This is a genomic window from Streptomyces sp. NPDC058758 (assembly GCF_042746075.1).
Taxonomy (GTDB): domain Bacteria; phylum Actinomycetota; class Actinomycetes; order Streptomycetales; family Streptomycetaceae; genus Streptomyces.
In genome coordinates this window covers 15,966-39,804 of the sequence record NZ_JBHYPS010000007.1, presented here as the reverse complement: position 1 = coordinate 39,804, position 23,839 = coordinate 15,966, and the positions used below count along the sequence as shown (strand labels likewise).

Sequence of the window (23,839 nt, the reverse complement as noted above, 5' to 3'; positions counted from 1 at the left end):
CGGCGGGGCCGGCGCGGCGCGTCGGTCCGGCCGGGTTCAGCCCGTCGGCGGTTCGGCGCCCACCAGCCACATGGAGAAGAACTGGGCGCCGCCGCCGTAGGCGTGTCCGAGGGCCCGGCGGGCGCCGTCCACCTGGTGCTCGCCGGCCTCCCCGCGCACCTGGAGGGCGGCCTCCGCGAAGCGGATCATGCCGGAGGCGCCGATCGGGTTGGTGGAGAGGACGCCTCCGGAGGGGTTCACGGGCAGGTCGCCGTCGAGTTCGGTGACGCCCGCCTCGGTGAGCTTCCACCCCTCGCCCTCGGCGGCGAAGCCCAGGTTCTCCAGCCACATCGGCTCGTACCAGGAGAACGGCACGTACATCTCGACGGCGTCGATCTGCCGGCGCGGGTCGGTGATCCCCGCCTGCCGGTAGACGTCGGCGGCGCAGTCGGAGCCCGCCCTGGGCGAGACGAAGTCCTTGCCCGCGAAGAGGGTCGGTTCGCTGCGCATGGCACCGCCGTGCACCCAGGCCGCGGGGCGCGGGGCCCGGCCGGCGCCGGCCCGGTCGGTGAGGACCATGGCGCAGGCGCCGTCGGAGGACGGGCAGGTCTCGGAGTACCGGATGGGGTCCCACAGCATGGGGGACGCCTGCACCTTCTCCAGGGTGAGGTCGTGCTCGTGGAGGTGCGCGTAGGGGTTCTTGAGGGCGTTGCGGCGGTCCTTGTAGGCGACGAGGGAGCCGATCGTGTCGGGGGCCCCGGTGCGGCGCATGTAGGCGCGGACGTGCGGGGCGAAGAAGCCGCCGGCGCCGGCGAGCAGCGGCTGCTGGAAGGGCACCGGCAGGGACAGGCCCCACATGGCGTTCGACTCGGACTGCTTCTCGAAGGCGAGGGTGAGGACCGTCCGGTGGACGCGGGCGGCGACCAGGTTGGCGGCGACGAGCGCGGTCGACCCGCCCACCGAACCGGCGGTGTGGACCCGGAGCATGGGCTTGCCGACGGCGCCGAGGGCGTCGGCGAGGTACAGCTCCGGCATCATGACGCCCTCGAAGAAGTCGGGCGCCTTGCCGATGACGACGGCGTCGACGTCCGCCCAGGTCAGCTCGGCGTCGGCGAGGGCCCGCGCGGCGGCCTCGCGGACGAGCCCGGCGAGGGAGACGTCGCGGCGGGCGGCGACGTGCTTGGTCTGGCCGATGCCGACGATCGCGACGGGCTCTTTGCTCATCGGGGGTCCCCTTCCAGGACGGCGACCAGGTTCTGCTGGAGGCAGGGCCCGGAGGTGGCGTGGGCGAGGGCGCGGTCGGAGTCGCCGCGGTGCACGGCGGCGGCGGCCTCGCCGAGCCGGAGGAGTCCGGCGGCCATGACGGGGTTGGCGGCGAGCGCGCCGCCCGAGGGGTTGATCCGGACGCCGTCGCCGAGGCCGAGGGCCTTGGCGAGGACGACCTCCTGGGAGGTGAAGGGGGCGTGCAGCTCGGCGGTGTCCACGGGCCGGTCGAAGGCGCCGGCGCGCTCGGCGGCGAGCCGGGTGGACGGCGAGTCGGTGAGGTCGCGGACGCCGAGCGCGTGGGCCTCGATCCGGTGGTCCATGCCGCGGATCCAGGCGGGCCGCTCGCACAGCTCGCGGGCGCGGTCGCCGGCGGCCAGGATCACGGCGGCGGCGCCGTCCCCGATCGGCGGGCAGTCGCCGGTGCGCAGCGGCGCCACCACGTAGTCGCCCTGCGGGCGGGCGCCGGTGACCTGGGCGTGCGGGTTGGCGGCGGCGTCGGCGCGGCGGCGGGCGGCGAGCGCCGCGAGGGCCGCCTCGTCGGTGTGCCCGGCGTCGACGAGGGCCTGGGCCTGGAGGGCGGCGAGGGCGACCGAGTCGGGCCAGAGCGGGGCCACGTAGTAGGGGTCGAGCTGGCGGGTCAGCACGTCGCGGACGGAGCCCGGCGAGGACTTGCCGTAGGAGTAGACGAGGGCGGTGTCGGCCTCGCCGGTGAGGAGCTTCACCCAGGCCTCGTAGAGCGCCCAGGCGCCGTCCGTCTCGACGTGGGACTCGGAGATCGGCGGCCAGGCGCCGACGCCGTCGAGGGCCATGGTGAACGAGAAGGCGCGGCCGGCGAGGTAGTCGGAGGAGCCGGAGCAGGTGAAGCCGATGCCGGAGGTCTTCAGGCCGGTCTGCCGCAGGACCTCGTGGAGCACCGGCATCACCATCTCGGCCTCGGACAGGTCGTCGGTGCGGCGGCGGTGGTCGCTCTGGGCGAAGGCGACGATCGCCACGTCGCGGCCGGGGGCGCTCATAGCAGCTCCTTGTACGTGTCGTAGTCGGCGTCCGGTTCGCCGGTGGGCCGGTAGTGGTCGGGGTAGCGTCCGTCGTCGCTCCACACGGGCTCGACGCGCAGGCCCATCCGGACCTGGTCGTAGGGGATGCCGCCGATCCGGCCGTGCAGCGCCAGGCCGGCGCCGTCGAGGGCGATGTGGGCGTAGACGTACGGGACCTCGATGTCGAGGTTCTTCGCCTTGATGTTGACGATGCAGAAGGTGGTGACGGTGCCGCGGGGGCCGACCTCGACCCGGTCCGTGGTGGCGACGCCGCAGGTCGGGCAGGCGCCGCGGGGCGGGACGTACACCTTCGCGCAGGAGGGGCAGCGCTCGCCGACGATGCGGCGCTCGGAGAGCGCGTGGAGGTAGCGGGTCTGGGCGCGGCCGGGGCTGTAGGTGTAGTCGAGGCGGGCCGGCGCGACGATGCCGGTGACTGGGTTCTCGAACTCTCCGCTGTGCGGGGCCGGTTCACCGACTCCGCCGCCTTCGGCGTCTCCCCCGTACGGCTCGAAGCAGGCGATGTCCGTGATGGCGCCGGCCCGTTCGGCCGCCCAGCGGATCCGGACGCGCATGCCGGTGCGGACGGCGTCCGGGCCGGGGGCGTCGAGGGCGTGCAGGAGGGCGGTGTCGGCGCCGTCGAGGCGGACGAGGACCCAGGCGAAGGGCGAGGCGAGGGGCTGGCCGCTGCGGGGCTCGGGGTTCCAGGCCCAGGTGGTGACGGTACCGGTGGGCGCGACCTCGACGAGTTCGCGCAGCTCGGCGGCGGTCTCGGGGTCGTACTCCACGGGCGGGACGAGAACCCGCCCGGCCTCCGTCCGGACCCCGAGGACGGTGCGCTCGCGCAGTCCGGTGAGGAAGGCGGACTGGACGGGGCCGAGGGAACGGGTGAAGGGGAACTCGACGACGAGGGGGGCGCGGAGGACTTCGGGGGGCGGGGTGAGGGTCATGGGCGGGGGCGCTCCTTGGGGGACGGGGGGTGCGGGCTCGCGGGGCGGACAGGTAGGGGTGGGTGTGGGGGTGGGTGCGGGTGCGCGGGTCGGCCGGGTACGGGTACGGCTCGGTGCGGGTGCGGGGTGGGCCGCCGCGCGGGGCTTTCCCCCACCCCGCCCCTTCCCGTAACCGGGGCTCCGCCCCGGGCCCCGGCGGCCTCCGGCCGTGTCCTCACACGCCGGACGGGCTGAAATCAGCCCCGCCGGCGCGTGAGGCGCGGGGTCCGGGGTGGAGCCCCGGGTCCGGCCCGCAGGCGTTCGGGGCGGGGGGCCGGGGGCGGAGCCCCTGGTTTCGGGAAGGGGCGGGGTGGGGGAGGCCCCGCGCAGCGGCCCGGCCCCCGCCCCTCACTCGCGTCGGTACACCGCCGGCCGCTTCTCCGCGAAGGCCCTCGCCCCCTCCTTCGCATCGGCCGTGTCGAAGATCGGCCAGCCCCGCTTGAGCTCCGCCGCCAGCCCCTCCGTCTCCGTCATCTCGGCCGTCTCGTAGACGGACGCCTTGACGGCCTCGACGGCGAGGGGCCCACAGGCGTTGATGCGTTCGGCCAGGTCGAGGGCGGTGTCGAGGGCGGTGCCGTCGGGGACGACCCGGCCGATCAGGCCGATGCGGGCGGCTTCCTCCGCGGTGTAGGGGCGGCCGGTGAGGAGCATTTCGAGGGCGTGGGTGCGCGGGATCTGGCGGGGCAGCCGGACGGTGGAGCCGCCGATGGGGAAGAGCCCGCGCCGGACCTCGAAGAGGCCGAACAGGGCGGAGGTTCCGGCGACCCGGATGTCGGTGCCCTGGAGGATCTCCGTACCGCCGGCCACGCAGGCGCCCTCGACGGCGGCGATGACGGGCTTGCGGGGGCGGTGGTGGCGGAGCATCGCCTTCCAGTGCAGGTCGGGGTCGGCCTTGAGCCGGTCCCGGTACCGCTCGCCCTCCATGCCCTTCCCGGCGAGCGCCTTGAGGTCCATGCCGGCGCAGAAGGCGCCGCCCGCTCCGGTGAGGACGATCGAGCGGACGCCGTCGTCGGCGTCGGCCTCGGTCCAGCCGTCGTGGAGGCCGACGAGCATCGGCAGCGACAGGGCGTTCTTCGCCTCGGGGCGGTTCAGGGTGAGGACGAGCGTGGCGCCTTCGCGCCGCACGGTGAGGTGTTCGGTGCCGGCCATGGGCATCTCCCGTCTCCAGTTCTGGAACAGGTTGCAGGAGTGGCGTGGGCAGTTCAATAGTTTTCTGACACTCAGTCAGATTCTTTGACGCGCCCCCTTCCCACCTCGGCCCGTCGGTGCTCTGATGACCGCCCGAGTCCGAACGCGCCGAGGTCAGGAGGAACGGTGGAGTACAACCTTGCCGACCTGTTCGAATCGGTCGTGGACGTGGTGCCGGACCGCGAGGCGCTGGTCTACGTCGACCACCCGGGGACCGGCGCCGAGCGCAGGCTCACCTACGCCGGACTCGACGAGGCGGCCAACCGGCTGGCCCACCACCTGCTCGACGCGGGCGTCCGCCCCGGCGAGCACCTGGGACTCCACCTCTACAACGGCGTCGAGTACCTCCAGACCGTCCTCGCCTGCCTCAAGGCGAGGATCGTGCCGGTGAACGTCAACTACCGCTACGTCGAGGAGGAGTTGGTCTACCTCTACCGGGACGCCGACCTCACCGCCCTGGTGTACGACGCCGAGTTCACCGACCGCGTGGCGGCGGCCCTGCCGCGGTGCGGGAAGCTGCGGCACCTCGTGCGGGTGGGGACCCCGCCCGAGGGCGCCGCGGCCCTCGGAGCCGTACCACTGGAGGAGGCGGAGGCGGCCGCGGAACCCGGACGCGGCTTCGCGCCCCGGTCCGGCGACGACCTCTTCATCATCTACACCGGCGGCACCACCGGCATGCCCAAGGGCGTGCTCTGGCGCCAGGAGGACCTGTTCTTCGCCGGGCTCTTCGGCGGCGACCCCTCCGGCGAGCCGGTCAAACGCCCCGAGGAGCTGGCCGAGCGGGTGGCCGCCGGCGGCGCCGGCCTGACCTTCTTCCCCGCGCCGCCGCTCATGCACGGCACCTCCACGCTCACCACCTTCATCGCCTTCAACTACGGCCAGCGGGTGGTGCTGCACCGCAAGTACGTGCCCGAGGAGGTGCTGCGGACCATCGAGAAGGAGAAGGTCTCCAGCATCTCCCTCGTGGGGGACGCGATGCTGCGCCCGCTGATCGACGCGCTCGCCGGACCGCTCCGCGGCACCGACCTGTCCGCGCTGTTCAGCCTCTCCTCCTCCGGCGCGATCATGTCGGAGACCGTACGGGCGCAGCTGCGCGAGCTGATGCCGAACGTCATCCTGCTGAACAACTTCGGCTCCACGGAGTCCGGTTCGAACGGGCGGGCCACCGACGACTCGGGCCCCGAGAAGGGCTTCCGGCTGCACGTCAACGAGCGCACGCAGGTCGTCGACCCGGCCACCCTCGCCCCGGTCGGCGCCGGCGCGATCGGCCGGCTCGCCCAGCGCGGGCACGTACCGCTCGGCTACTACAACGACCCGGAGAAGACGGCGGAGACCTTCTTCGAGCGGGACGGCGTGCGGTGGGTCCTGCTCGGCGACATGGCCACGGTCGACGCGGACGGCGTGGTGACCGTCCTCGGCCGCGGCTCCCAGTGCATCAACACCGGCGGCGAGAAGGTCTACCCGGAGGAGGTCGAGCAGGCCCTCAAGTCGCACCCCGACGTGTACGACGCGCTGGTCGCGGGCGTCCCGGACGCCACGTGGGGCAACCACGTGGCCGCCGTGGTGCAGCAGCGCGAGGGCTCCGCGCCGCTGGACCTGGCGGCCGTCCAGGACCACTGCCGCCGCCACCTCGCCGGCTACAAGGTGCCCCGGCAGCTGGTCCTCGCCGACCGCATCCAGCGCTCCCCGAGCGGCAAGGCGGACTACCGCTGGGCGAAGGCGGTGGCGACGGAGGCGGACGCGGAGGAGCGGGCACGGCCGTGACCGGCGGCCGCGCCGGACCGGTCCCGGCCGTCCGCCGTGTGCGCTGCGTGCGCCGTGTGCGCCGCGAGCGAGCGGCCGGCCGGTTTCGCCTTGTGTCCGGACGGTTCCGCCCGGCGGTCAGACGGTTGCGTCCGGCGGGCGGGCGGTGGTGCCCGGCGGGCGGGCGGGAACGCCGGCCCGGTCCAGGACGGCCGCCATCTCGTCCTCGGGGAGCGCCGGGTTGGCGCCCGCGCTGGAGGCCAGTTCGGTGTCGTGGAGCGCCTCGCGGAGCCGGCGGAGCGGGAGGCGCGGGTCACCGGCCGCCGCCTGCCGCGTCCAGACCGCGGGGTCGTGGCTGAGCCGTTCGATCAGCTCCGGCGTGGCAGCCGGGTCCCGGACGGCCAGCCGACGGTAGTTCCCGTCCGGGTGGTCGGCGTAGCGGGCGGCAAGACCCTGGCGGGGGAAGCGGGGGTGCGTCTCCGCCATCCAGGCGGAGAACGTCCCGCCGAGCCGCGCGAACACGCGCATCAGGACCTCCTCCGGGGTGTCGGGGTGGTAAATGCCCAGGAGGTTCTCGAGCACCGGGTCCTCGACGCGTGCCAGGACGCGCAGCAGGTCGGGCGGCAGGTGGGGGCTCCGGGCGGCGGCGCGCCGGAGCAGCGGGTGGGCGGAGGTCGCGGCCCGGCGCAGCGCCTCCGGGTCGCCGAGCCCCTCCCGTACCCACCGCACCCTGTCCCCCCGGTCGAACTCGGCGGCCGTGAAGTCGATCGCCATGCGCCGCGTCTCGTCCAGCTCGGGCCGAAGGGAGACGGCGAGTCGGACGGCCTCGTCGGGGTCGACGGCGAGTCGCTCCACGAGGTCGGCGGGCAGCGAAGGGTTCTCGGCGAGGGCCGGCAGGTGCGTCCGTTCGGCGACGCACCTCTCGGCGTCGGCTCGGGTGAGGAGTCCTCGGCGCAGCACCTCGGCGGCGGGCTCCGGCTCGCGGAGGAGTTCGGCGGTGAGGTGCGCGTCCCGTCGGCATTCCCCCAGCGCGGCGGCCCTCCTCACCTCCGGGTCGGGGTCGGCCAGCAGCGCCGCACGCTCGCCCGGCGCCAGGATCTCCCCCACGCGCACTGCGCTCCGGCGCGCCGCCGGATCGCGGTGCGCGGCCAGGGAGGCGAGGAACGACGGCGCGAGATGGGGCGATTCCAGCAGGGCCGACCGCACGAAGGGGGCGGGGTCGTCCAGCAGGCGGGCGCACACGTCGTCCGGCAGCGGCGCGACCGTCGTCCGCGGGTCGTACACCTCGGGTCCGTACGCGAGGGCGGCCCGCACCTTGGGGGAAGGGTCGTCCACGAGCCGGGCCCGCTGCGCGGGCTCCGCCCCGGCGCTCGTGGCGAAGCCGATCCGGGCGCCCGGGTTCGGGTGGGCCAGGATCACCGCGACGGCCGGCTCGGGGAGTCCGGCCCGCTGCAGGGCGCGGCGGGGCGGGCCGTGACCGTCGCCGTCGCCGTCGCCGTCGCCGTCGAAGGCGAGCAGGCGCAGCAGCAACGGTGTCGGCAGCGCCGGGTTGCCGGCGACTCCCTCCAGCGCGGACGCATGGAACGCGACCATGATTCCCCCTGCCCCCTCTGTGTCTCCGCCACGTCTCCGTCGGCTGGTCCGCCACGTCTCCGTGGGCCGGTCCGCCGCGTCTTCGCCGGACGGTCCACTGTGGCTTCGCCGGACGGTCCACTGTCTCTCCGTCGACTGGCCCTGACCGTGGCCCCCCGCCGTCAGGGCGTGCGCCGGACGGGCCGCCATGACCGGCCGGACAGCGTACAGCGCCCGCCCCACCAGCGGTGTCCGCCCGGTGTGGCGGTCCCCGCGCTCAGCCCGTGCCGAACTCCCTGACCGCGGCGAGGAAGGCGGCCGGGCGGGCCTCGTGGACGAGGTGGCCCGCCTCGACGGTGACCAGGCGGGCGTCCGGGATCGCCTCGGCGAGACCGGCCGGCTGCTCCTGCGGGATGTGACTGGACGGGCCGCCGGCCAGGACCAGGGTGGGGGCCGTGATCGCGGGGAGCCCGGCGCGCCAGGCCGGATCCGGGGCGTTGAGCTGGGCGTCGGTGGCGGGGACGATCCCCCAGTCGAAGGCGAGGCGTCCCTCGGGGCGCCGGGCCGGCGGGCGGGGCGGGTCGAGCGGCACGAAGGCCGGCGGCTCCTCCAGGACGAGCCGGCCGACGAGGGCGGGCTCGCGCTGGGCGAGGAGGCACGCGGCGCCGGCGCCCATCGAGTGGGCGACGACGGTCGCGCCGGTGAGGCCGAGGGCCTTGAGGAAGCCGCCCAGCTCGTCGCGGAAGACGTCGAAGCCGTAGCCGCCGGGCCGGTCGCTGAGGCCGTGCCCGCGCAGGTCCACCGCGTACACCCGGTGGTCGGCGGCCAGGTCCTCCATGACCGGGCCCCAGGTCGTGGAGGACTCGCCGCGCCCGTGGACCAGGACGAGGGGCCGGCCGTCCCCGGGTCCCGCGACCCGGTAGGCGAGCCCCACGCCGTCGACGGTGACCGTGCGGACGGCGGGGTCGAGGAAGGCGACGACCGCGCGGACGAGGGCGGCCCCGGGCGCGCGTTCCAGGACCAGGACCGGGGCGGTGGACCCGCCGAACGCCCGGCGGGCCCTCTCCGGGGCGTGGGCGGGGACGGGTTCCGGGGCGGGGCCGGGGGTGACGAGGACGAGCGAGCGGACGCGGTGGGGGTGCGCGGCGGCGTACCGGACGGCGAGGTCGCCGCCCGCCAGGTGGCCGAGGAGGTCGATCCGCTCCAGGCCGAGGTGGTCCCGGAGCGCCTCGACCACGCCGGCCGGGAGGAGCCGCCCGTCCGCCGTGCGGGCGGGCAGGACGACGAGGGTCCGGTGCGCGGCGAGCCCCTCGAACTCCTCCGGGCCCTCGGGCCCGCCCCGCAGGCCCCGCGTATCCGTTTCGCCCTTCCCGTCGTGCTCGCCCTTCCCTCCGGACCGGCCGGGCCGGCCGGGTTCACGGGGTTCACCGGGTTCGCCCGTCAGGCAGACCAGGGGCCGCCCCCGTCCCTCCCCCAGGATCCGGTAGGCGAGCGCGACTCCGTCGTGTGTCGTGAACGTCGGCATGCCGCCGATCCTCACCGGCCCCCGGGGGTGGTGCAATCGGTTTCGCCGGCGGCGTGACGGCCACGCCGGCGCCTTCGGTCGCGAGGCGCCATCGGTCGCAGGGCTGCTTCGGCGGGCCAGGCGGCTTCGGCTGCGGCCGGGTACCGGGGGCGCGATACGGTGGGGGGATCGTCTCCGAGCTGCTGAGGAACCGTTCCACCGTGCCCGAAACCCGGGATTCCGCCCTGCGCGGCGACTGCGCGCAGTGCTTCGGCCTGTGCTGTGTGGCGCTGCCCTTCGCGAAGTCGGCCGATTTCGCCGTGGACAAGTCCGCCGGCGATCCCTGCCGCAACCTCCAGGACGACTTCCGGTGCGGGATCCACGCGCGGCTGCGGCCGAGCGGTTTCCAGGGCTGCACGGTGTACGACTGCTTCGGCGCCGGGCAGCAGGTCTCCCAAGTGACCTTCGGCGGCGTGTCCTGGCGGGAGGCGCCGGAGACCGCCCGGCAGATGTACGAGGTGTTCCCGGTGGTGCGGCAGCTCCACGAACTGCTGCGCTACCTCACCGAGGCCCTGGAGCGGCCCGCCGCCCGCCGCCTCCACGGCGAGCTGCGCACGGCCCTCCGGCGGGTCGAGGAGCTGACCGCGCTGCCGGCCGCCGACCTGGAGAAGCTGGACGTCGGCCCGGTGCGCGCCGAGGTGAACCCGCTGCTGCTGCGGACCAGCGAGCTGGTCCGCGCCACGGCCGGCGGCAAGCCGCGCGGCCGGCGCGGCGCCGACCTCATCGGCAAGCGGCTGCGCGGCGCGAAGCTGCGGGGCACCGACCTGCGCGGCGCGCTGCTGATCGCCGCCGACCTGACGGGCGCGGACCTCACGCTCACGGATCTGATCGGCGCCGACCTGCGCGACGCGGACCTGTCCGGAGCGGTCCTGACGGACGCCCTGTTCCTCACCCAGCCGCAGCTGAACTCGGCGCGCGGCGACGCCGCGACCGTCCTCCCGCCGGGCTTCGACCGCCCCTCGCACTGGACGTCCTGAGCCCTGCGGGGCCGGCCGGCCCGACCGGGTTCAGACCGGCTCCTCCGGCGCCGTCACCGTGCCGCGCCCGTACTCCGCCTCGTACTCCTCCGGGCCCAGTGCCGCCCGGACGCGGGCGGTGACGCGGACGACGTCGTCCTGCTCGCCCTCCGGGAGGGGCACGCCGACCCCGGCGCGGGCGGTCGCCGCCGCGCCGAGGAGCCGGGCCGCGCGGGCGGCGTCGCCGGCCAGCGAAACGGCGCCCGCGAGGCCCTCCAGGCCGAGCGCGAGCGCGCGGGGGTCGCCGGTCGCCCGCGCGGCGGCGAGACCCGAGCGCTGGAGTTCCAGGGCGCGGTCGGCGTCGCCGCGCAGTTCGGCGGCGAAGCCCAGCTCGGCGAGGATCAGCGCGGGCATGCCCGGCTCGTAGCCCATCCGCCGGTGGGTGTCGAGGACGTTGCGCATGTGGGCCTCCGCGGCGTCGAGGTCGCCCTCCCTGCGGGCGCCCATGCCGAGGCCGATCTCCGCGTACTGCTCGCCGAAGCTGTCGGTCTGCTCGACGGCGATCCGCCGGGCCCGCTCGTGGAAGTCCCGTGCCCGCCCGTACTCCCGGGTGAGCAGCGCGATCCGGCCGAGCCCGGAGAGCTGGAAGGAGACCTCCCGGCGCAGGTCGAGCCGGACCGCCATGTCCAGGCAGATGTGGTGGAGTTCGCGGGCGTGGTCGTACTCCCCCACGATCTCGGCCCGGGTCTGGAGCGGCACCATGGCCTGCAACTGGCCCCACTCGTCGCCGAGTCCGCGGAAGAGCTCCAGGCTCCGCTCGCCGTCCCGCAGCAACGCCCCGAAGTCGCCGCGCAGTTTGGCGTGGAAGGAGCGGGTGGCGAGGGCCGCCGCCACGCCCCAGGAGTCGCCGATCTCCTCGAAGCGGGCCAGGGCTCCGTCGACGAGGGCGGCGCTCGCGGAGGCGTTCTTGATGCCGTAGAGGTGCGAGCCGAGGAACCACGCCGCGCGGGCCTGTTCCAGGGGGTCGTGCACGTGCTCGTAGGCGTGGAGGGCCGAGCGGTAGTCGGCGGCCGGGTCGGCGCTGCCGCCCGAGGCGAGCCGTACGCCGCCGAGCCAGGCCGTGGCCCGGGCGGCCGGCCCGGCGGGCGCCGGGCCGGGGACGGCGAGGGCGGCGGCCAGGGAGCGCTCGGCTTCGGCGTTCCGGCCGCGCAGCCGCCAGTACCAGCAGAGGGAGGTGGCGAGCCGGAGCGCGGTCCCGGCCTCTCCTGCGGAGACGGCGGAGTCGAGGGCGCCGCGCAGGTTCGCGGTCTCGGCGTCCAACCGGCGGAGCCAGTAAGCCTGTTCGGCGCCGCGCAGCAGCGGTTCGGCCCGCTCGGCGAGCCGGAGGTAGTACGTGCGGTGTGCCCTGCGGACGGCCTCCGTCTCGCCCGCCTCGCGCAGGCGCTCCTCGCCGTAGGCGGCGACCGATTCGAGCAGGCGGTAGCGCACGGTGCCGTCGGTGCCGTCGGGCGCGGCGACGACGAGGGAGGCGTCGACCAGCCGGGCGAGGAGGTCGAGGACGTCGGCGGGTTCCACGGCGTCGGCGGTGTGCGGGGCGTCGCTGATGTGCGGGGCGCCGTCGGGGCGCGGGGCGCCGGCGGGGTGCGGGACGTGTGTGAACGGGGCGCAGACCTCCTCCGCCGCGTCGAGGGAGCAGCCGTCGGCGTGGACGGCGAGGCGGCGCAGCACGGCCTGCTCGCCGGGGCCCAGAAGGTCCCAGCTCCAGTCGAGGACCGAGCGGAGGGTCCGCTGGCGGGCCGGGGCGTCCCGGGCCCCGACGGCGAGCAGGCGGAAGCGGTCGTCGAGCCGGGCGGCCACCTCGCGGACGCCGAGGGCCCGCACCCGGGTGGCGGCCATCTCCAGGGCAAGCGGGATGCCGTCGAGCCGCCGGCAGATCGCCACGACGGAGGCGGCCGTGGCCGCGTCCAGGACGAAGCCGGGCGCGGCGGCCCTGGCCCGGGCGACGAAGAGCTCGACCGCCCCGAAGCGGCCCACGTCCTCCGGGTCCGGCCGCTCCCCCGCCTCCGGGCGGGGCAGCGGCGGGACCTCGTGGAGGTGCTCGCCGGTGAGGCCGAGCGGCACCTGGCTGGTGGCGAGGATCCGCAGCGCGGGGGCGGCGGCGAGGAGCCGGGCGACGAGGGCGGCGACGGGCTCGACGACGTGTTCGCAGTTGTCGAGGACGAGGAGGACGGGGGCGTCGCCGAGGGCGCGGGCGATCCGGTCGACGAGCGACGGGGGCTCGGTGCCCGGGGCGGGCGGCACGTCGTCGCGCACTCCGGCGGCGCGCCCGACGGCCTCCCGCACCTCCGCGAGCGCGGTCGCCCGGCGCCGCCCGTCCCCCGCTCGGTCCAGCGAGGCCAGCTCCACGAGCCGTACCCCGCCGGGGAAGGCGCCCGCCGCGCGGGCGGCGGCGGCCAGGGCGAGGCGGGTCTTGCCCACCCCGCCGGAGCCGGTCAGGGTGACGAGCCGGCTCGTACGGAGCAGGGCGCCGATCTCCTCGACGGCGGCGTCACGGCCGATGAGACCGGTGAGCGCGGCGGGGACGGGGGCGAGGACGGGCGCAGGCGCAGACTCAGACGCGGATGCGGATGCGGAGACCGGCGCGGGCGCGGAGACCGGCCCGAGGGCAGGTGCGGGCGCGGAGGTGGGGACGAGTGCGGGGGTGGGGCGGGGCGCGGGGGTCAGTTCGGCGGACTGGGTGAGGATCGCCCGGTGCAGGGCGGCGAGTTCGGGTCCGGGGTCGACTCCCAGCTCCTCCGCGAGCCGGGTCCGCACCTCCTCGTACCCGGTCAGGGCCTCGCTCTGCCGGCCGGCGAGGTAAAGGGCGCGGAGGTGGACGGCGCGGAGCCGCTCCCGGAGCGGGTGGAGGGCGACCGGGACACCCAGTTCGTCGGCGACCTCGGCGTGCAGGCCGAGGGCGAGGCGGGCTTCGGCGCGCTCCTCCAGGGCGGAGAGCCGCTGTTCGTCGAGGCGGGCGGCGGTGGCGCGGGCGAAGCCCTCGTCGGCGAAGTCGGCGAGGACGGGGCCGCGCCACTCGGCGAGCGCCTCGCCGAGGAGGGCGGCGCGGGCGGCGGGGTCGGCCTCGGTGCGGGCCCGTTCGGCCAGGGTGCGGAAGCGGTCGGCGTCCACGCTGCCCGGGGGCGCTTCGAGGACGTAGCCGGGCGGCCGGGAGACGAGGAGGCGCCGGGCTCCGGGCTCGGCCTCCTCCAGGGCCCGGCGCAGCCGCCACACCTTGTTCTGGAGGACGCCCGCCGGCCTGGCCGGCGGGTCGTCGGGCCACACCCCGTCGACGAGCCGGTCGGCGGGCACGACCTCCCCCCGGTGCGTCAGGAGGCAGGCCAGCAGGGCGCGGACCTTCGCCTCGGGGACCGTGACCGGCGTCCCGTCCTCCGTCCACACGGCCAGCGGCCCCAGCACTCCGAAACGCATGCCCGTCACCCTAGATCACGACGCCGACGGCGCCCCGGGAGAGAGCCGGCGGGAGGGGCCGGCGGAAGGGACCGGCGGCGGACCGGGAGAGAACCGAGAGGGGGCCGAGAGCGCCGCCCGGCAGGGTCGTCCCGAAGTCACCGACGTCGGCCGACGTCACCGACACCGCACGAAGGGACGACCATGTCCGTCATCTCACCGGTGGGCGCCGACCGGTTCGCGGGGCGCCGGGAGTGGGCGGGGCTCGCCGTGCTGGCGCTGCCCACGCTGCTCATCTCGCTCGACCAGAGCGTGCTGTTCCTGGCCCTGCCGCACCTCGCGGAGTCGCTGCGGCCGACCGGCACGCAGTCCTTGTGGATCATGGACGTGTACGGGTTCCTCATCGCCGGGTTCCTCATCACGATGGGGGCGCTCGGCAACCGCGTCGGGCGGCGCCGGCTGCTGCTCGTGGGGGCCGTGGCCGTGGCGCTGACCTCGCTGCTCGCCGCGTACGCGAACAGCGCGGAGACGCTGATCGCGGCCCGGGCGCTGCTGGGGATCGCGGCGGCGACGCTGATGCCGTCGACGCTGGCGCTGATCAACAGCATGTTCCACGACCCGGGGCAGCGCGGGCGGGCGATCGCCGTCTGGGCGGGCTGCTTCATGGCGGGCACGGCGCTCGGGCCGGTCGTCGGCGGGCTGCTGCTCCAGCACTTCTGGTGGGGTTCGGTCTTCCTCATCGGGGTTCCGGTGATGCTGGTGCTGCTGGTCGCGGCGCCCCGGCTGCTGCCGGAGTACAAGGAGCCGGGCGGGGGCCCGCTGGACCTGTTCAGCGTCGTCCTGTCGCTCGCGGCGGTGCTGCCGGTGATCCACGGTCTGAAGGAACTGGCCCGGAACGGCTGGTCGTTCGGCGCGCCGTCGGCGATCGCGGCGGGCGCGGTGGCGGGCGCGGCGTTCGTGGCGCGGCAGCGGCGGCTCGCGCACCCGCTGCTCGACCTGCGGCTGTTCCGCGGCCGCGGCTTCACGGCGGCCCTGGCGATCCTGCTGGTCTCGATGGTCGCCACCGGCGGCAGCTACCTCTTCATCACCGGTTACCTCCAGCTGGTGGCGGGCCTGTCGCCGGCGGAGGCGGGCCTGTGGATGGTGCCGTCGGCGGTCGCGTCGATCGTGGCGGCGCAGCTGGCGCCGACGCTCGCCCGGCGTTTCCCGGTGCGGCTGGTGGTCGCGGGCGGTCTGCTGGTGGCGGCCCTGGGGTACGGGCTGCTGGTCCTGGTGGGGCCGGTGGGCGGAATGCCGCTGCTGGTGGCCGGTTTCGTGGCGGCGTTCTTCGGCGGCGGTCCGATCGGCGCGCTGGGCACGGCCCTGGTGGTGGGTTCGGCGCCGCCGGAGCGGGCCGGTTCGGCGGCGGCGCTCTCCTCGGTCTGCGGGGACCTCGGAGCGGCGCTGGGCATCGCGGTGCTCGGCAGCCTCGGCACGGCCGTGTACCAGGGGACGGTCTCGGTCCCCGGAGGCCTGTCGCCGCGCCTGGCGGACGCGGTCCGGGGCGGTGCGGACACGGCGGTCGTCGCCGCGCAGGGCCTCCCGGCGGAGGCGGCGGAGACGGCGGCCCGGGTGCTGGGCGCGGCGCGCGAGGCGTACACGACCGGCCTGAACACCGTCGGTGCCGTCTGCGCGGTGATCGCCGTGGCCTGCGCCGCGATCGCGGCCACGGCCCTCCGCCGGACGCCCTCCTGACTCCCCTCCCCCCTCCCCCCGCGCGGGCGGCCCCGGGCCGCCGCGGCCGCCCGGTCTACCCTCACCGCTACGGATCGGGCGGTACGTCGACGAGGTGGGCGGGGCGAGTGAACGAGGCGGGCGTCGCTCGGCGGGAGCCGGTCTGGCTGGTGGCGGCGAACGTCGTGGCCTGGCGCCGGTGCGGAGCCGGCGGCCGGGAACTGCGCCCGGGGACCAAGTTCTTCAAGGGCGGGGCGAAGGTCTACGTGACCCACGTGTACTGGGGCCCCGGCGGTGAACGGCTCACGGCGATGGGACGTGAACGGCACACCGGCCGGTGGATCGCCATCGACACGGCGACCCGCCACCTCCACGGCTTCCGCCCGAAACTCGTCCACACCCCCCGCGTCCTGGAGCTGCTGCATCCGGCAGGAGGGGGCGGCAGCGGAGGAAGCGGCGCGGAGCACGCGGCGGACGTCGCCACGACGCTGGAACGGTACGCGCGCCAGTACCGCGCCAGGATCGCCCCGCACTCCCCGCATCCGGACCGCTGCCTGTGCCACGCCTGCCTCACCGGCGAATGAGCGCGAAGCGCGCCCCCGACCGGCCCGTACAGGCGGTTCCACCGTCGCCAGGGCCCGTCGACACGCCCTCGTCGCTCGAACTCGGCGGCGGTGCGCTCGCCGGGGCTCTGACGTGCCGCAGGGGCGTCGAGCATGCGGGTGCCGGCGTGAAGCGGCTGTCCGGACTTGTCTTTCGGGCGGCGGAGGGGACGAGGATCCAGAACCGCTTGCCGGAACGGCCCGAGCACACCCGAGCGTCTCGGGGTGCCTGTCTCCCACCGGTGGGCGGCCGGCAGGCGGACGGTGCGTGGCGAGGCCGGATCAGAGCGCGAGGAGACCTGCCGTGGTCGTCGTGAACCCGCACGCGTCGAAGTAGAACGGCCGCAGGTCGTCCTCGAAGTCGACGTGAAGCCATGCGCATCCGGCTCCGCGGGCCTGCCGGGCGGCCTCGGCGACGAGTTCGGCTCCGATCCCGGACCGGCGGCGGCCCCCCGCGACCACGGTGTCGAGGAGGAACGCGTGCACGCCGCCGTCCCACACGACGTTGACGAAACCGACGAGGTCACCGTCCTCACGGGCACAGACCCAGCCGAGGCTGTGCCGTTGCACCCGGGTCCACCAATCGACGTCCAGGGGCGGACGGTCGAAGCCCTCCGCGTGCAGCGCGTTGACCGCGACGTCGTCGAAGTAGCCGCGCCACTCATAGGTGATCGTCATGGCGCGAGCGTAGACCGCCGTCCTTGCCCGTTCCTCCTCGGCGGGCAGGATCACAGGTGATCACCATGGGGAAAGACTCACGGACGATCGCCCGGGTCAGAAGGCCGAGGGCCTGCTCCTCCCGCGGAAACCGTGCCCACCTGCGTCGCCGAGGAACCCGATGTGCCGTCCCCGGCAAGGCCGACCGGGCACGCGACCGCCAGAAGCTCGGCTGCCGCGGCGGCCGGCTTCCGCGTTTCGCCCCGACCGGCCGCCGCGAGCGCCACGCTGTCGCGTGCGGGATCAACCGCCCCGAGCGACATCGCGCGGTCGCCACGGCATACGACAGGCCTGCCGTCCGCCCTGCGGGCGTCGTGCCGGCCGCGGCCATCGGAGAGTGGCTGCGACCAGCGTCCTGCCGCCCCTCGACCACTCCGGCTTGCCGACTCGGACGAGGTGCTTGCCGAAGAACTCGAACAGCTCGGCAACGGTAGGAGTCACGAACCGATCGCGGTCGTACAGGTCGACGCGGGTGTCCTGCTCCCTGTGGCCCGCCAAGAACCGAATGCCGCGGGCTCCGTCGCCCTGCCCTTCCACGGACTTGTGCGGGCCGGTGCCGCTGAAGTCGATCGGGTGGTGTCGGGGCCGTTCACCTGACGGTGACCAGTTCGGTTCGAGTGCACCGTTACGCGGGATGTGCCCAGGGTGAGGCGACGAGGGCCAGGTGGTGTCGGGTGTAGGTCTCGAAGACCTCCGCGACCTTGAAGCCGAGCCGGGTCAGCACGGCGCCGCTCTTGCCGTTGCCGTGGGTGACGCCCGCGAACACGTCGGTGGCGCCCAACGCAGTGGCTCCGTACTCGATCAGCGCACGGCAGGCTGCAGTGGCGTACCCATGGCCCGTGGCGCCGTGGTCGAGCCAGTATCCGAAGCCGTACTTGGGTGGGTTGACGGCCACGAGGTCGACGCGGCCGATGAGGGCGCCGTGAAGGAGGACGCCGCAGCGGAGGGACGGGCCGGGGTCGTCGAGCAGTTCGGCACGTGCCGTCCTGTAGTCCGATGCGGCCAGCGCCCGGTAGTCGCCGTGCCGGGTGAGGTGTTCGCGATTCCGGTCGATGAGCGCGTAGTATTCATCGGCTTGCTCGGCAGTGAGCGCACACAACGTCAATCCGCGCACTCCGGTTCCGAGTTCGGGAAAGACGTGCTTGTCGTGATGACTACCGGCCATGTCGGCTGACCCTACGACGGGGGCTGGGCCCCTGCCATGGCTTTTCGGCGGCGTGCGGTGACGGAACGCCGGTCGGCTGTCCATGATCGGGCCGGCACCGGTGGGACACCCCGAGCCTCGTCCTCGGAGACGATCCAGCCGCCGCATGCCGCCGCGGTGCCCTTACCCGTGGCCAGACCTCCTTCTTCCGCAGTTCCACGGCCTCCAGCCGGATCCGCTCCCGCGTAGCCCTCCCCCGGCGTTGGCCGGCCCGCCGCCCTGCGCGTATCCCACGCCCTCGGAGGCCGCTGTCTCCGGCGCCTTGAAGCTCAGAAGAAGCTCTGAACGTACCTAAGGGCTCGCCGGAGCGGCAGTGCCGGCGGGAACATACGGGCGAGGGCCGTCCGACGGAACGGCATGGGAGACAGAGGGGGGCGCGGGGTGGCACGGATGCTCCGGCGCAGAGGCGCGGACAGCGGCGGCGAGGACCTGGACCTGTACCAGTACGCCTACCTCGCCGGCGGGAGTCCACGGGTCGCGGAGAGTGCGGTGGTACAGCTCACCGAGCGCGGGACGCTGTCCCTGGGGACGACCCGCCTGCGCGTGATCGGCGAGGAACGCCCCGAACATCCGGTGGAGATCGCCGTCGTCGTCGCCTGCCCGCGGAGCAAGCCGGTTCGGGAGGTGATCGAGGCCGTCAGAAACTCCCCCGAGGTCGACGCAGTCGCTCGCCGCCTCGTCTCCCTAGGGCTGGTGCGCCGCTGGCGGGGGAAGCCCACCCGAGCCGGGCGGCGGTGCCTCGCGGACGCGGCGGCGGCGGGACGGGTGCCCGCGTACGCGCTTCACGGCCCGGCCGCACTCGTTCCCGGCTCCGCCCGACGCGGGCCGGCCGACTCCCACCCCGTACCCGACGGACTCGGGCGCGCCCTGATCCGCATGGGCAAAGCCCTTGACGACGGCCGCGGTCACGACACGGACAGCAGTGCGGAGGGAGGGGGATCCGATGGATTCGGCGGAGGCGGAGGCGGTGGCGGTGGCGGCAGTGACTGACCACCGGACGCAGGCGAAGCACTTCACCGGGGCGGGCTCGGGGAGGCCGGCCTCGGGGCCCTCGGCCGGGCCTGAGGGGGTGCGGTGGGGGGCCGCGGGTCACCACTCCCTGGTGGCGATCAGTTCCTCCGGGTCGGCGTCGGCGAAGCCGTAGGCGGTGGCGACGAACCGGAAGTCCTCGCCTATCTCCTCGCGGGCCGTGGTCTCGATCTCGCTGCCGGCGGCCTCGAACTCGGCCTCCAGGGCGTTGAACTCCTCCGTGGCGGCGTGGGTCAGGGCGTACAGGGCCGGGAGGTCGGCGGGGCGCTCGGCCTCGACGCGCTCGCAGAGGCGGAGGAGGATCTCGCGGCCCTTGTCGACCACGTGGTCGGGGAAGTACCCGTCCTCGTACAGGCCGCGCAGGAACGGGTGCTCCTCCACCTTCCGGTTCGTGATCGCCATGGCCGTGCCCCTCCCGTGTGTGCTCACTTCTCCCGATGATGCACCGGGGCACTGACAACGCCCTCAGTCGTGGACGTACGGGGTGGTCGTGGTGAGCGGGACGAAGCCGAGGCGCCGGAGGATGGGGCGGCTGGTGGGGGCCGCGTCGACCTGGAGCCAGCGGTGGCCGTGGGCCGCGGCGACGCGGGCGCGGTGGGCGACGAGGGCGCGGTAGAGGCCCCGGCCGCGCCACGCCTCGACGGTGCCGCCGCCCCACAGGCCGGCGAAGTCGGTGCCCGGGTACAGCTCCAGGCGGGCCGCGCTGACGGGGATCCCGTCGGCGACGGCGAGGACGGCGGTGACGGTGCCGGGGTCGGCGGCCAGCCGGTCGAGGAGACGGCGGCCGAGGTCGGAGCTGTCGGTGCCGAAGGCGCGTTCGTGGACCTCGACCACCTGGCGCACGCCCTCCGCGTCGGTGACCTCGCGGAGTTCGACGCCGGCCGGCAGCGCCACCGCACCGGCCTGCGCGGAGGCGTCGGCGGCCAGCAGGGTCTCCGGCTCCTCGGCCCGGAATCCGGCCGCGACGAGCCGTGCGCCGAGGTCGGCGGGCCCGTCGTGGCCGTACAGCTTCCACTCGAAGGGGACGCCCCGCGCGCGGTAGTGGTCGAGCTGCGCGGCGATGGCCGCGTCGGCGGTGTCCGCGTCGAGGGCGGACCAGAGGACGCCGTTCCAGGCGTGGGCGGGGCCGGTCTGGCGGACGACGGCGCCGGCGCGTTCGACCCGGCAGCCGGGGCCGTCGGGGCGCGCCTCCCGCCGCAGCTGGGCGTCGTACAGGTCGAGGAGGTGCTGTGCGAGGTTCATCGGGATCATTGAAGGCCGCCGCCCCGGGGCCGGGCAACGCCTTTTCCCGCTGGTCGGGGCCGCTTCCGCCGGTTCAGGCTCCTTTCCCGTGCCGCAGGGGCGTGATCTGGTCGATGTCGTAGCGGACGCGGAGCCGTTCGATGGCGGCGTGGTCGACCTCGCCGCCCTCGCCCGTGTCCGCCAGGATCTCCATCAGGTCCTCGAAGTACCGCTCGTGGTCCGGCGGCGGGGAGGCCTGGAAGAGCATCCGGGCCGGGGCGTCCGTCGGATTCGCGAAGGCGTGCGGGCAGCCGGGGGGCACCAGGATGAGGGTGCCGGGGGTGGCCCGGACCGCCCGCTCCCCGGAGGCGGACTCCCACTCCCGCCAGCTGTCGCGGGTGCGGACGAGCGGTTCGAAGGCGAGGACGTCGAGTTCGCCGTCGAGGAGGTAGAACAGTTCCTCGCTGTGCCCGTGGGCGTGGGCGCCGACGTCGAAGCCGGGCGGTACGACGACCTCGAAGGTGGAGGCCGTACGGGAGTGCTCACCGGTCACCTTGAAGGTGACGTGCTGGGCCTCGGTGTTCAGGGTGCGGCCGTGTCCCGGCGGTACGACGAGGCCGCCGGCGGCTCCGATGGCGATGGCTGTCACGGGGCGCCGCTCCCGTCACCAGGTCACGGGGAGGGTCTCGGGGCCGCGGATGAGCGCGCCGCGCTGCCAGCGCAGGTCCTCCTCGGGGACCGCGAGCCGCAGTCCGGGGAAGCGGGTCCACAGGGAGCCGAGGAGGATCTCGGACTCCAGGCGGGCGAGCGTGGCGCCGGGGCAGTAGTGCGGGCCGTGGCCGAAGGCGACGTGCGGGTTGTGGGCGCGGTCGAAGTCGAGGCGGTCGGGCTCGGGGAAGACGTCCGGGTCGCGGTTGGCCGCCAGGTACGAGACGTAGACGGCGTCGCCGGCGGGGATGCGGATTCCGCCGACCTCGACGTCCTCCATCGCGATCCGGGAGAGGCCGACGGCGTTGCGGTGCGGGATGTACCGCAGCAGTTCGTCGACGGCCTGCGGGATCAGTCCGGGCTCGGCGCGCAGCCGGGCGAGGTGCTCGGGGTGGGTGAGCAGCGCGAAGACCATGTTGGCGCTGTTGTTGCGGACGGCGTGGGCGCCGCCGATCTGGATGAGGACGGCGAGCCCGACGGCCTCGTCCTCGGTGAGGGTGCCGTCGGCGACGGCCTCGGCGAGGACGGCGGCGAGCTGGTCGCTGTCGGGGGCGTGGTCGCGGGCGATGAGGTCGGTGAAGTACGCGCCCATCTCGTCCTTGGCCCGCTCGCTGGCCTCTCGGCCGGCGCCGGCCGAGATGATGGTGTCGGACCAGTGGGCCATGAGGGCGTGGTCGGTCTCGGGGACGCCCATGAGCTCGCTGACCATGGCGAGCGGGAACGGCCGGTTGACCGCCTCCATGAGGTCCACGGCGGGGCCCTGCTCCGCCATCCGGTCGAGGAGGCCGTCCATGACGCCCTGGGCGTGGGTGCGCAGCGAGCGCAGGGCGCGGGCGCTGAAGGCCTTGGCGACGACGCGGCGCATCCGGGTGTGGTCCGGCGGGTCGGCGAAGCCGACGGCGTCGGCCATCGGGATGAAGTGGGGGGCGAGCCGGGTGACGGGACGGCCCCAGACGGCCTCGCGGCTGAAGCGGGGGTCGACGGTGACGAACTTGACGTCCTCGTAGCGGGTGACGAGCCAGGCGTGGCCCTCGCCGTGCGGGAGGCGGACGCGGGTGACCGGTTCCTCGTGGAGGAGCCTGGCGAGCATCGGGTCGAAGTCGAGGCCGGTGAGGTCGGGCACGGCCCAGAAGTGCACCTGGGGGGTGTCGGCGGTTCCGGGGGCGGTGGTGGTCACAGCGGCACCCCCGCGGGGGTGGGCGGATGCGGGACGGGCATGGCGTTCGCTTTCCTCCGGGCACGCGGGCGGACCCGCCGGTCCCGGGTGCCCGGGGGCGGGGTGCGGGGCCGCGGGGGCCCCGGACGGTCCCACGGGTCCCCTGGCCCCCGTGCCCGTATGCGTACGGCTCCGGGAACCCACCCCATGGGGTGACGGCGGCGCGTCCACTCGCCGGGGGCCGCCGCGGCGCGGAAAGCCCGCTCCCGCCCCTTGCCAAACCCCTCCCCCGGAAGGTTTAACTGGCCCCCACACGTATCTACCGAATGATCGGTCGTCCGTTTTCCCGCGGGCACGGCCGGCGAGTGCGGAGGAGTGGCGGCGCATGACGGAACTGCTGGACGGCGGCGAACGGCTCGGGCGCGAGGAGCTGGCGGCGCTCCAGCTGGAGCGGCTGCGGCGCACGCTGCGGCACGCGTACGCGCACGTGGACTTCCACCGGCGGGCCTTCGACGCGGCCGGGGTGCACCCGGACGACTGCCGGTCCCTCGCCGACCTGGCCCGCTTCCCCTTCACTACCAAGGCGGACCTGCGCGACCACTACCCCTTCGGGATGTTCGCCGTCGACCGCTCGCGGGTCCGCCGGATCCACGCCTCCAGCGGCACCACCGGCCTGCCGACCGTCGTCGGCTACACGGAGGGCGACCTGGAGGTGTGGGCCGACGTGGTGGCGCGCTCGCTGCGCGCGGCCGGCGCCCGCCCCGGCCACCGGGTGCACGTGGCGTACGGCTACGGCCTGTTCACCGGCGGCCTCGGGGCGCACTACGGGGCCGAGCGGCTCGGCTGCACGGTGATCCCGGCCTCCGGCGGCATGACCGCCCGTCAGGTGCGGCTGATCCAGGACTTCGAGCCCGAGGTCATCATGGTGACGCCCAGTTACATGCTCACGCTGCTCGACGAGTTCGAGCGGCAGGGGGTGGACCCGCGCTCGACCTCCCTCAAGGTGGGCGTCTTCGGCGCGGAGCCGTGGACGGAGGCGATGCGCAAGGAGATCGAGGAGCGCTTCGCGATCGACGCGGTCGACATCTACGGCCTGTCGGAGGTGATGGGGCCGGGCGTGGCGCAGGAGTGCGTGGAGACCAAGGACGGACTCCACGTCTGGGAGGACCACTTCTACCCCGAGGTCGTGGACCCGGTCACGGGCGAGGTGCTGCCGGACGGCGAGGAGGGCGAGCTGGTCTTCACCTCGCTCACCAAGGAGGCCATGCCGGTGATCCGTTACCGCACCCGGGACCTGACCCGTCTCCTCCCGGGCACCGCGCGGCCCGCGTTCCGGCGGATGGAGAAGGTGACGGGCCGCAGCGACGACATGATCATCCTGCGCGGGGTGAACCTCTTCCCGACCCAGGTCGAGGAGATCGTGCTGCGGACCCCCGCCGTGGCTCCCCACTTCCAGCTCCGGCTGACCCGTGAGGGCCGCCTCGACGCCCTGACGGTCCGGGCGGAGGCCCGCGCCGACGCGACCCCGGAGGAGCGCGAGCGGGCCGCGCGGGCCATCCGCCAGGGGGTCAAGGACGGGATCGGCGTCTCGGTGGAGGTCGAGGTGGTGGACCCGGAGACGCTGGAACGCTCGGTCGGCAAGCTCAAGCGGATCGTCGACCTGCGGCGGGACGGGGGCGGGGGCGGGGGCGCCTCTTCTTCCTGAGCACCTCGCGGGGACCGCCTCACGAGAACCGCCTCGCGGGGGGGCGGCT

19 protein-coding genes are annotated in these 23,839 nt (G+C 75.0%); 6 read left to right on the top strand and 13 right to left on the bottom strand.

All coding sequences use genetic code 11. The features are described from left to right. Positions 1 to 36 precede the first annotated feature (36 nt). The 4 genes from ACFW6A_RS11500 to ACFW6A_RS11485 all read right to left on the bottom strand — a co-directional run bounded on the left by ACFW6A_RS11500 (position 37) and on the right by ACFW6A_RS11485 (position 4,414). Entirely contained in the window at positions 37 to 1,203 is a 1,167-nt protein-coding gene (locus ACFW6A_RS11500) for a thiolase domain-containing protein (protein ID WP_351843174.1), read from the bottom strand. After that, positions 1,200 to 2,258 carry a thiolase domain-containing protein gene (locus ACFW6A_RS11495; protein ID WP_386640084.1) on the bottom strand — a complete coding sequence of 353 codons (1,059 nt, stop codon included), beginning with the start codon at positions 2,256 to 2,258 and terminating at the stop codon, positions 1,200 to 1,202. Before ACFW6A_RS11495 ends, ACFW6A_RS11500 begins: the two co-directional genes overlap by 4 nt. Then, complete coding sequence (locus ACFW6A_RS11490) at positions 2,255 to 3,226, bottom strand: Zn-ribbon domain-containing OB-fold protein (protein ID WP_386640081.1); 972 nt, start codon at positions 3,224 to 3,226, stop codon at positions 2,255 to 2,257. Before ACFW6A_RS11490 ends, ACFW6A_RS11495 begins: the two co-directional genes overlap by 4 nt. A 387-nt stretch (positions 3,227 to 3,613) precedes the next feature. Then, a complete protein-coding gene (locus ACFW6A_RS11485) occupies positions 3,614 to 4,414 on the bottom strand; it encodes a crotonase/enoyl-CoA hydratase family protein (protein WP_351843168.1) in 801 nt (266 codons plus the stop codon). Between the two features lie 165 nt (positions 4,415 to 4,579). Here ACFW6A_RS11485 and ACFW6A_RS11480 point away from each other — a divergent pair, with 165 nt between their 5' ends. Then, on the top strand, positions 4,580 to 6,217 hold the full coding sequence (locus tag ACFW6A_RS11480) for an acyl-CoA synthetase (RefSeq protein WP_351843166.1): 1,638 nt from the start codon (positions 4,580 to 4,582) through the stop codon (positions 6,215 to 6,217). 117 nt (positions 6,218 to 6,334) lie between these two features. Here ACFW6A_RS11480 and ACFW6A_RS11475 read toward each other — a convergent pair whose 3' ends face one another. Next, positions 6,335 to 7,789 (bottom strand): Mucin-2, encoded by a 1,455-nt coding sequence (locus ACFW6A_RS11475; RefSeq protein ID WP_386640077.1) that lies wholly within the window; start codon positions 7,787 to 7,789, stop codon positions 6,335 to 6,337. Between the two features lie 256 nt (positions 7,790 to 8,045). Continuing rightward, a complete protein-coding gene (locus ACFW6A_RS11470; RefSeq protein WP_386640074.1) occupies positions 8,046 to 9,293 on the bottom strand; it encodes an alpha/beta fold hydrolase in 1,248 nt (415 codons plus the stop codon). A 200-nt stretch (positions 9,294 to 9,493) separates the two neighbouring features. On the opposite strand from ACFW6A_RS11470, the gene ACFW6A_RS11465 reads away from it, so the two are divergent. Beyond that, a complete protein-coding gene (locus ACFW6A_RS11465) occupies positions 9,494 to 10,309 on the top strand; it encodes a pentapeptide repeat-containing protein (RefSeq protein ID WP_386640071.1) in 816 nt (271 codons plus the stop codon). A gap of 30 nt (positions 10,310 to 10,339) precedes the next feature. On the opposite strand, the gene ACFW6A_RS11460 is transcribed toward ACFW6A_RS11465, so the two are convergent. Continuing rightward, positions 10,340 to 13,756: a BTAD domain-containing putative transcriptional regulator gene (locus ACFW6A_RS11460; RefSeq protein WP_386640068.1), complete on the bottom strand. Its 3,417-nt coding sequence runs from the start codon at positions 13,754 to 13,756 to the stop codon at positions 10,340 to 10,342. A 183-nt stretch (positions 13,757 to 13,939) separates the two neighbouring features. Here ACFW6A_RS11460 and ACFW6A_RS11455 point away from each other — a divergent pair, with 183 nt between their 5' ends. After that, on the top strand, positions 13,940 to 15,469 hold the full coding sequence (locus ACFW6A_RS11455) for an MFS transporter (RefSeq protein WP_386640065.1): 1,530 nt from the start codon (positions 13,940 to 13,942) through the stop codon (positions 15,467 to 15,469). 107 nt (positions 15,470 to 15,576) lie between these two features. Beyond that, positions 15,577 to 16,032 (top strand): hypothetical protein, encoded by a 456-nt coding sequence (locus tag ACFW6A_RS11450; protein ID WP_351843154.1) that lies wholly within the window; start codon positions 15,577 to 15,579, stop codon positions 16,030 to 16,032. A gap of 300 nt (positions 16,033 to 16,332) precedes the next feature. Here ACFW6A_RS11450 and ACFW6A_RS11445 read toward each other — a convergent pair whose 3' ends face one another. Both ACFW6A_RS11445 and ACFW6A_RS11440 read right to left on the bottom strand, forming a co-directional pair. After that, positions 16,333 to 16,728: a GNAT family N-acetyltransferase gene (locus ACFW6A_RS11445; protein ID WP_351843152.1), complete on the bottom strand. Its 396-nt coding sequence runs from the start codon at positions 16,726 to 16,728 to the stop codon at positions 16,333 to 16,335. 664 nt (positions 16,729 to 17,392) lie between these two features. Then, on the bottom strand, positions 17,393 to 17,932 hold the full coding sequence (locus tag ACFW6A_RS11440) for a GNAT family N-acetyltransferase (protein WP_386640061.1): 540 nt from the start codon (positions 17,930 to 17,932) through the stop codon (positions 17,393 to 17,395). A 429-nt stretch (positions 17,933 to 18,361) separates the two neighbouring features. On the opposite strand from ACFW6A_RS11440, the gene ACFW6A_RS11435 reads away from it, so the two are divergent. After that, the gene (locus tag ACFW6A_RS11435; RefSeq protein WP_386640058.1) at positions 18,362 to 18,961 is read left to right on the top strand and encodes a TIGR04222 domain-containing membrane protein; all 600 of its coding nucleotides are present in this window, start codon (positions 18,362 to 18,364) and stop codon (positions 18,959 to 18,961) included. Between the two features lie 99 nt (positions 18,962 to 19,060). Here the strand turns inward: ACFW6A_RS11435 and ACFW6A_RS11430 are convergent, their stop codons facing one another. The 4 genes from ACFW6A_RS11430 to ACFW6A_RS11415 all read right to left on the bottom strand — a co-directional run bounded on the left by ACFW6A_RS11430 (position 19,061) and on the right by ACFW6A_RS11415 (position 22,106). Then, on the bottom strand, positions 19,061 to 19,402 hold the full coding sequence (locus ACFW6A_RS11430) for a DUF5713 family protein (RefSeq protein ID WP_351843146.1): 342 nt from the start codon (positions 19,400 to 19,402) through the stop codon (positions 19,061 to 19,063). Positions 19,403 to 19,465: 63 nt separating this feature from the next. Further along, positions 19,466 to 20,242 carry a GNAT family N-acetyltransferase gene (locus ACFW6A_RS11425; RefSeq protein ID WP_386640055.1) on the bottom strand — a complete coding sequence of 259 codons (777 nt, stop codon included), beginning with the start codon at positions 20,240 to 20,242 and terminating at the stop codon, positions 19,466 to 19,468. Positions 20,243 to 20,315: 73 nt separating this feature from the next. Then, complete coding sequence (locus tag ACFW6A_RS11420) at positions 20,316 to 20,855, bottom strand: cupin domain-containing protein (protein ID WP_351843270.1); 540 nt, start codon at positions 20,853 to 20,855, stop codon at positions 20,316 to 20,318. 30 nt (positions 20,856 to 20,885) lie between these two features. Then, positions 20,886 to 22,106 (bottom strand): cytochrome P450, encoded by a 1,221-nt coding sequence (locus ACFW6A_RS11415; RefSeq protein WP_351843142.1) that lies wholly within the window; start codon positions 22,104 to 22,106, stop codon positions 20,886 to 20,888. 364 nt (positions 22,107 to 22,470) lie between these two features. Here ACFW6A_RS11415 and paaK point away from each other — a divergent pair, with 364 nt between their 5' ends. Next, positions 22,471 to 23,790, top strand: a complete 1,320-nt coding sequence (paaK, locus tag ACFW6A_RS11410) for a phenylacetate--CoA ligase PaaK (protein WP_386640052.1) — start codon at positions 22,471 to 22,473, stop codon at positions 23,788 to 23,790. The last annotated feature ends 49 nt before the right edge of the window (positions 23,791 to 23,839 follow it).

What these genes read in the sequence shown, in the direction of transcription:
- ACFW6A_RS11500 (WP_351843174.1), bottom strand. Translation starts at nt 1,203, where the DNA reads ATGAGCAAAGAGCCCGTCGCGATCGTCGGCATCGGCCAGACCAAGCAC.
- ACFW6A_RS11495 (WP_386640084.1), bottom strand. Translation starts at nt 2,258, where the DNA reads ATGAGCGCCCCCGGCCGCGACGTGGCGATCGTCGCCTTCGCCCAGAGC.
- ACFW6A_RS11490 (WP_386640081.1), bottom strand. Translation starts at nt 3,226, where the DNA reads ATGACCCTCACCCCGCCCCCCGAAGTCCTCCGCGCCCCCCTCGTCGTC.
- ACFW6A_RS11485 (WP_351843168.1), bottom strand. Translation starts at nt 4,414, where the DNA reads ATGGCCGGCACCGAACACCTCACCGTGCGGCGCGAAGGCGCCACGCTC.
- ACFW6A_RS11475 (WP_386640077.1), bottom strand. Translation starts at nt 7,789, where the DNA reads ATGGTCGCGTTCCATGCGTCCGCGCTGGAGGGAGTCGCCGGCAACCCG.
- ACFW6A_RS11470 (WP_386640074.1), bottom strand. Translation starts at nt 9,293, where the DNA reads ATGCCGACGTTCACGACACACGACGGAGTCGCGCTCGCCTACCGGATC.
- ACFW6A_RS11460 (WP_386640068.1), bottom strand. Translation starts at nt 13,756, where the DNA reads ATGCGTTTCGGAGTGCTGGGGCCGCTGGCCGTGTGGACGGAGGACGGG.
- ACFW6A_RS11455 (WP_386640065.1), top strand. Translation starts at nt 13,940, where the DNA reads ATGTCCGTCATCTCACCGGTGGGCGCCGACCGGTTCGCGGGGCGCCGG.
- ACFW6A_RS11445 (WP_351843152.1), bottom strand. Translation starts at nt 16,728, where the DNA reads ATGACGATCACCTATGAGTGGCGCGGCTACTTCGACGACGTCGCGGTC.
- ACFW6A_RS11440 (WP_386640061.1), bottom strand. Translation starts at nt 17,932, where the DNA reads ATGGCCGGTAGTCATCACGACAAGCACGTCTTTCCCGAACTCGGAACC.
- ACFW6A_RS11435 (WP_386640058.1), top strand. Translation starts at nt 18,362, where the DNA reads ATGCTCCGGCGCAGAGGCGCGGACAGCGGCGGCGAGGACCTGGACCTG.
- ACFW6A_RS11430 (WP_351843146.1), bottom strand. Translation starts at nt 19,402, where the DNA reads ATGGCGATCACGAACCGGAAGGTGGAGGAGCACCCGTTCCTGCGCGGC.
- ACFW6A_RS11425 (WP_386640055.1), bottom strand. Translation starts at nt 20,242, where the DNA reads ATGAACCTCGCACAGCACCTCCTCGACCTGTACGACGCCCAGCTGCGG.
- paaK (WP_386640052.1), top strand. Translation starts at nt 22,471, where the DNA reads ATGACGGAACTGCTGGACGGCGGCGAACGGCTCGGGCGCGAGGAGCTG.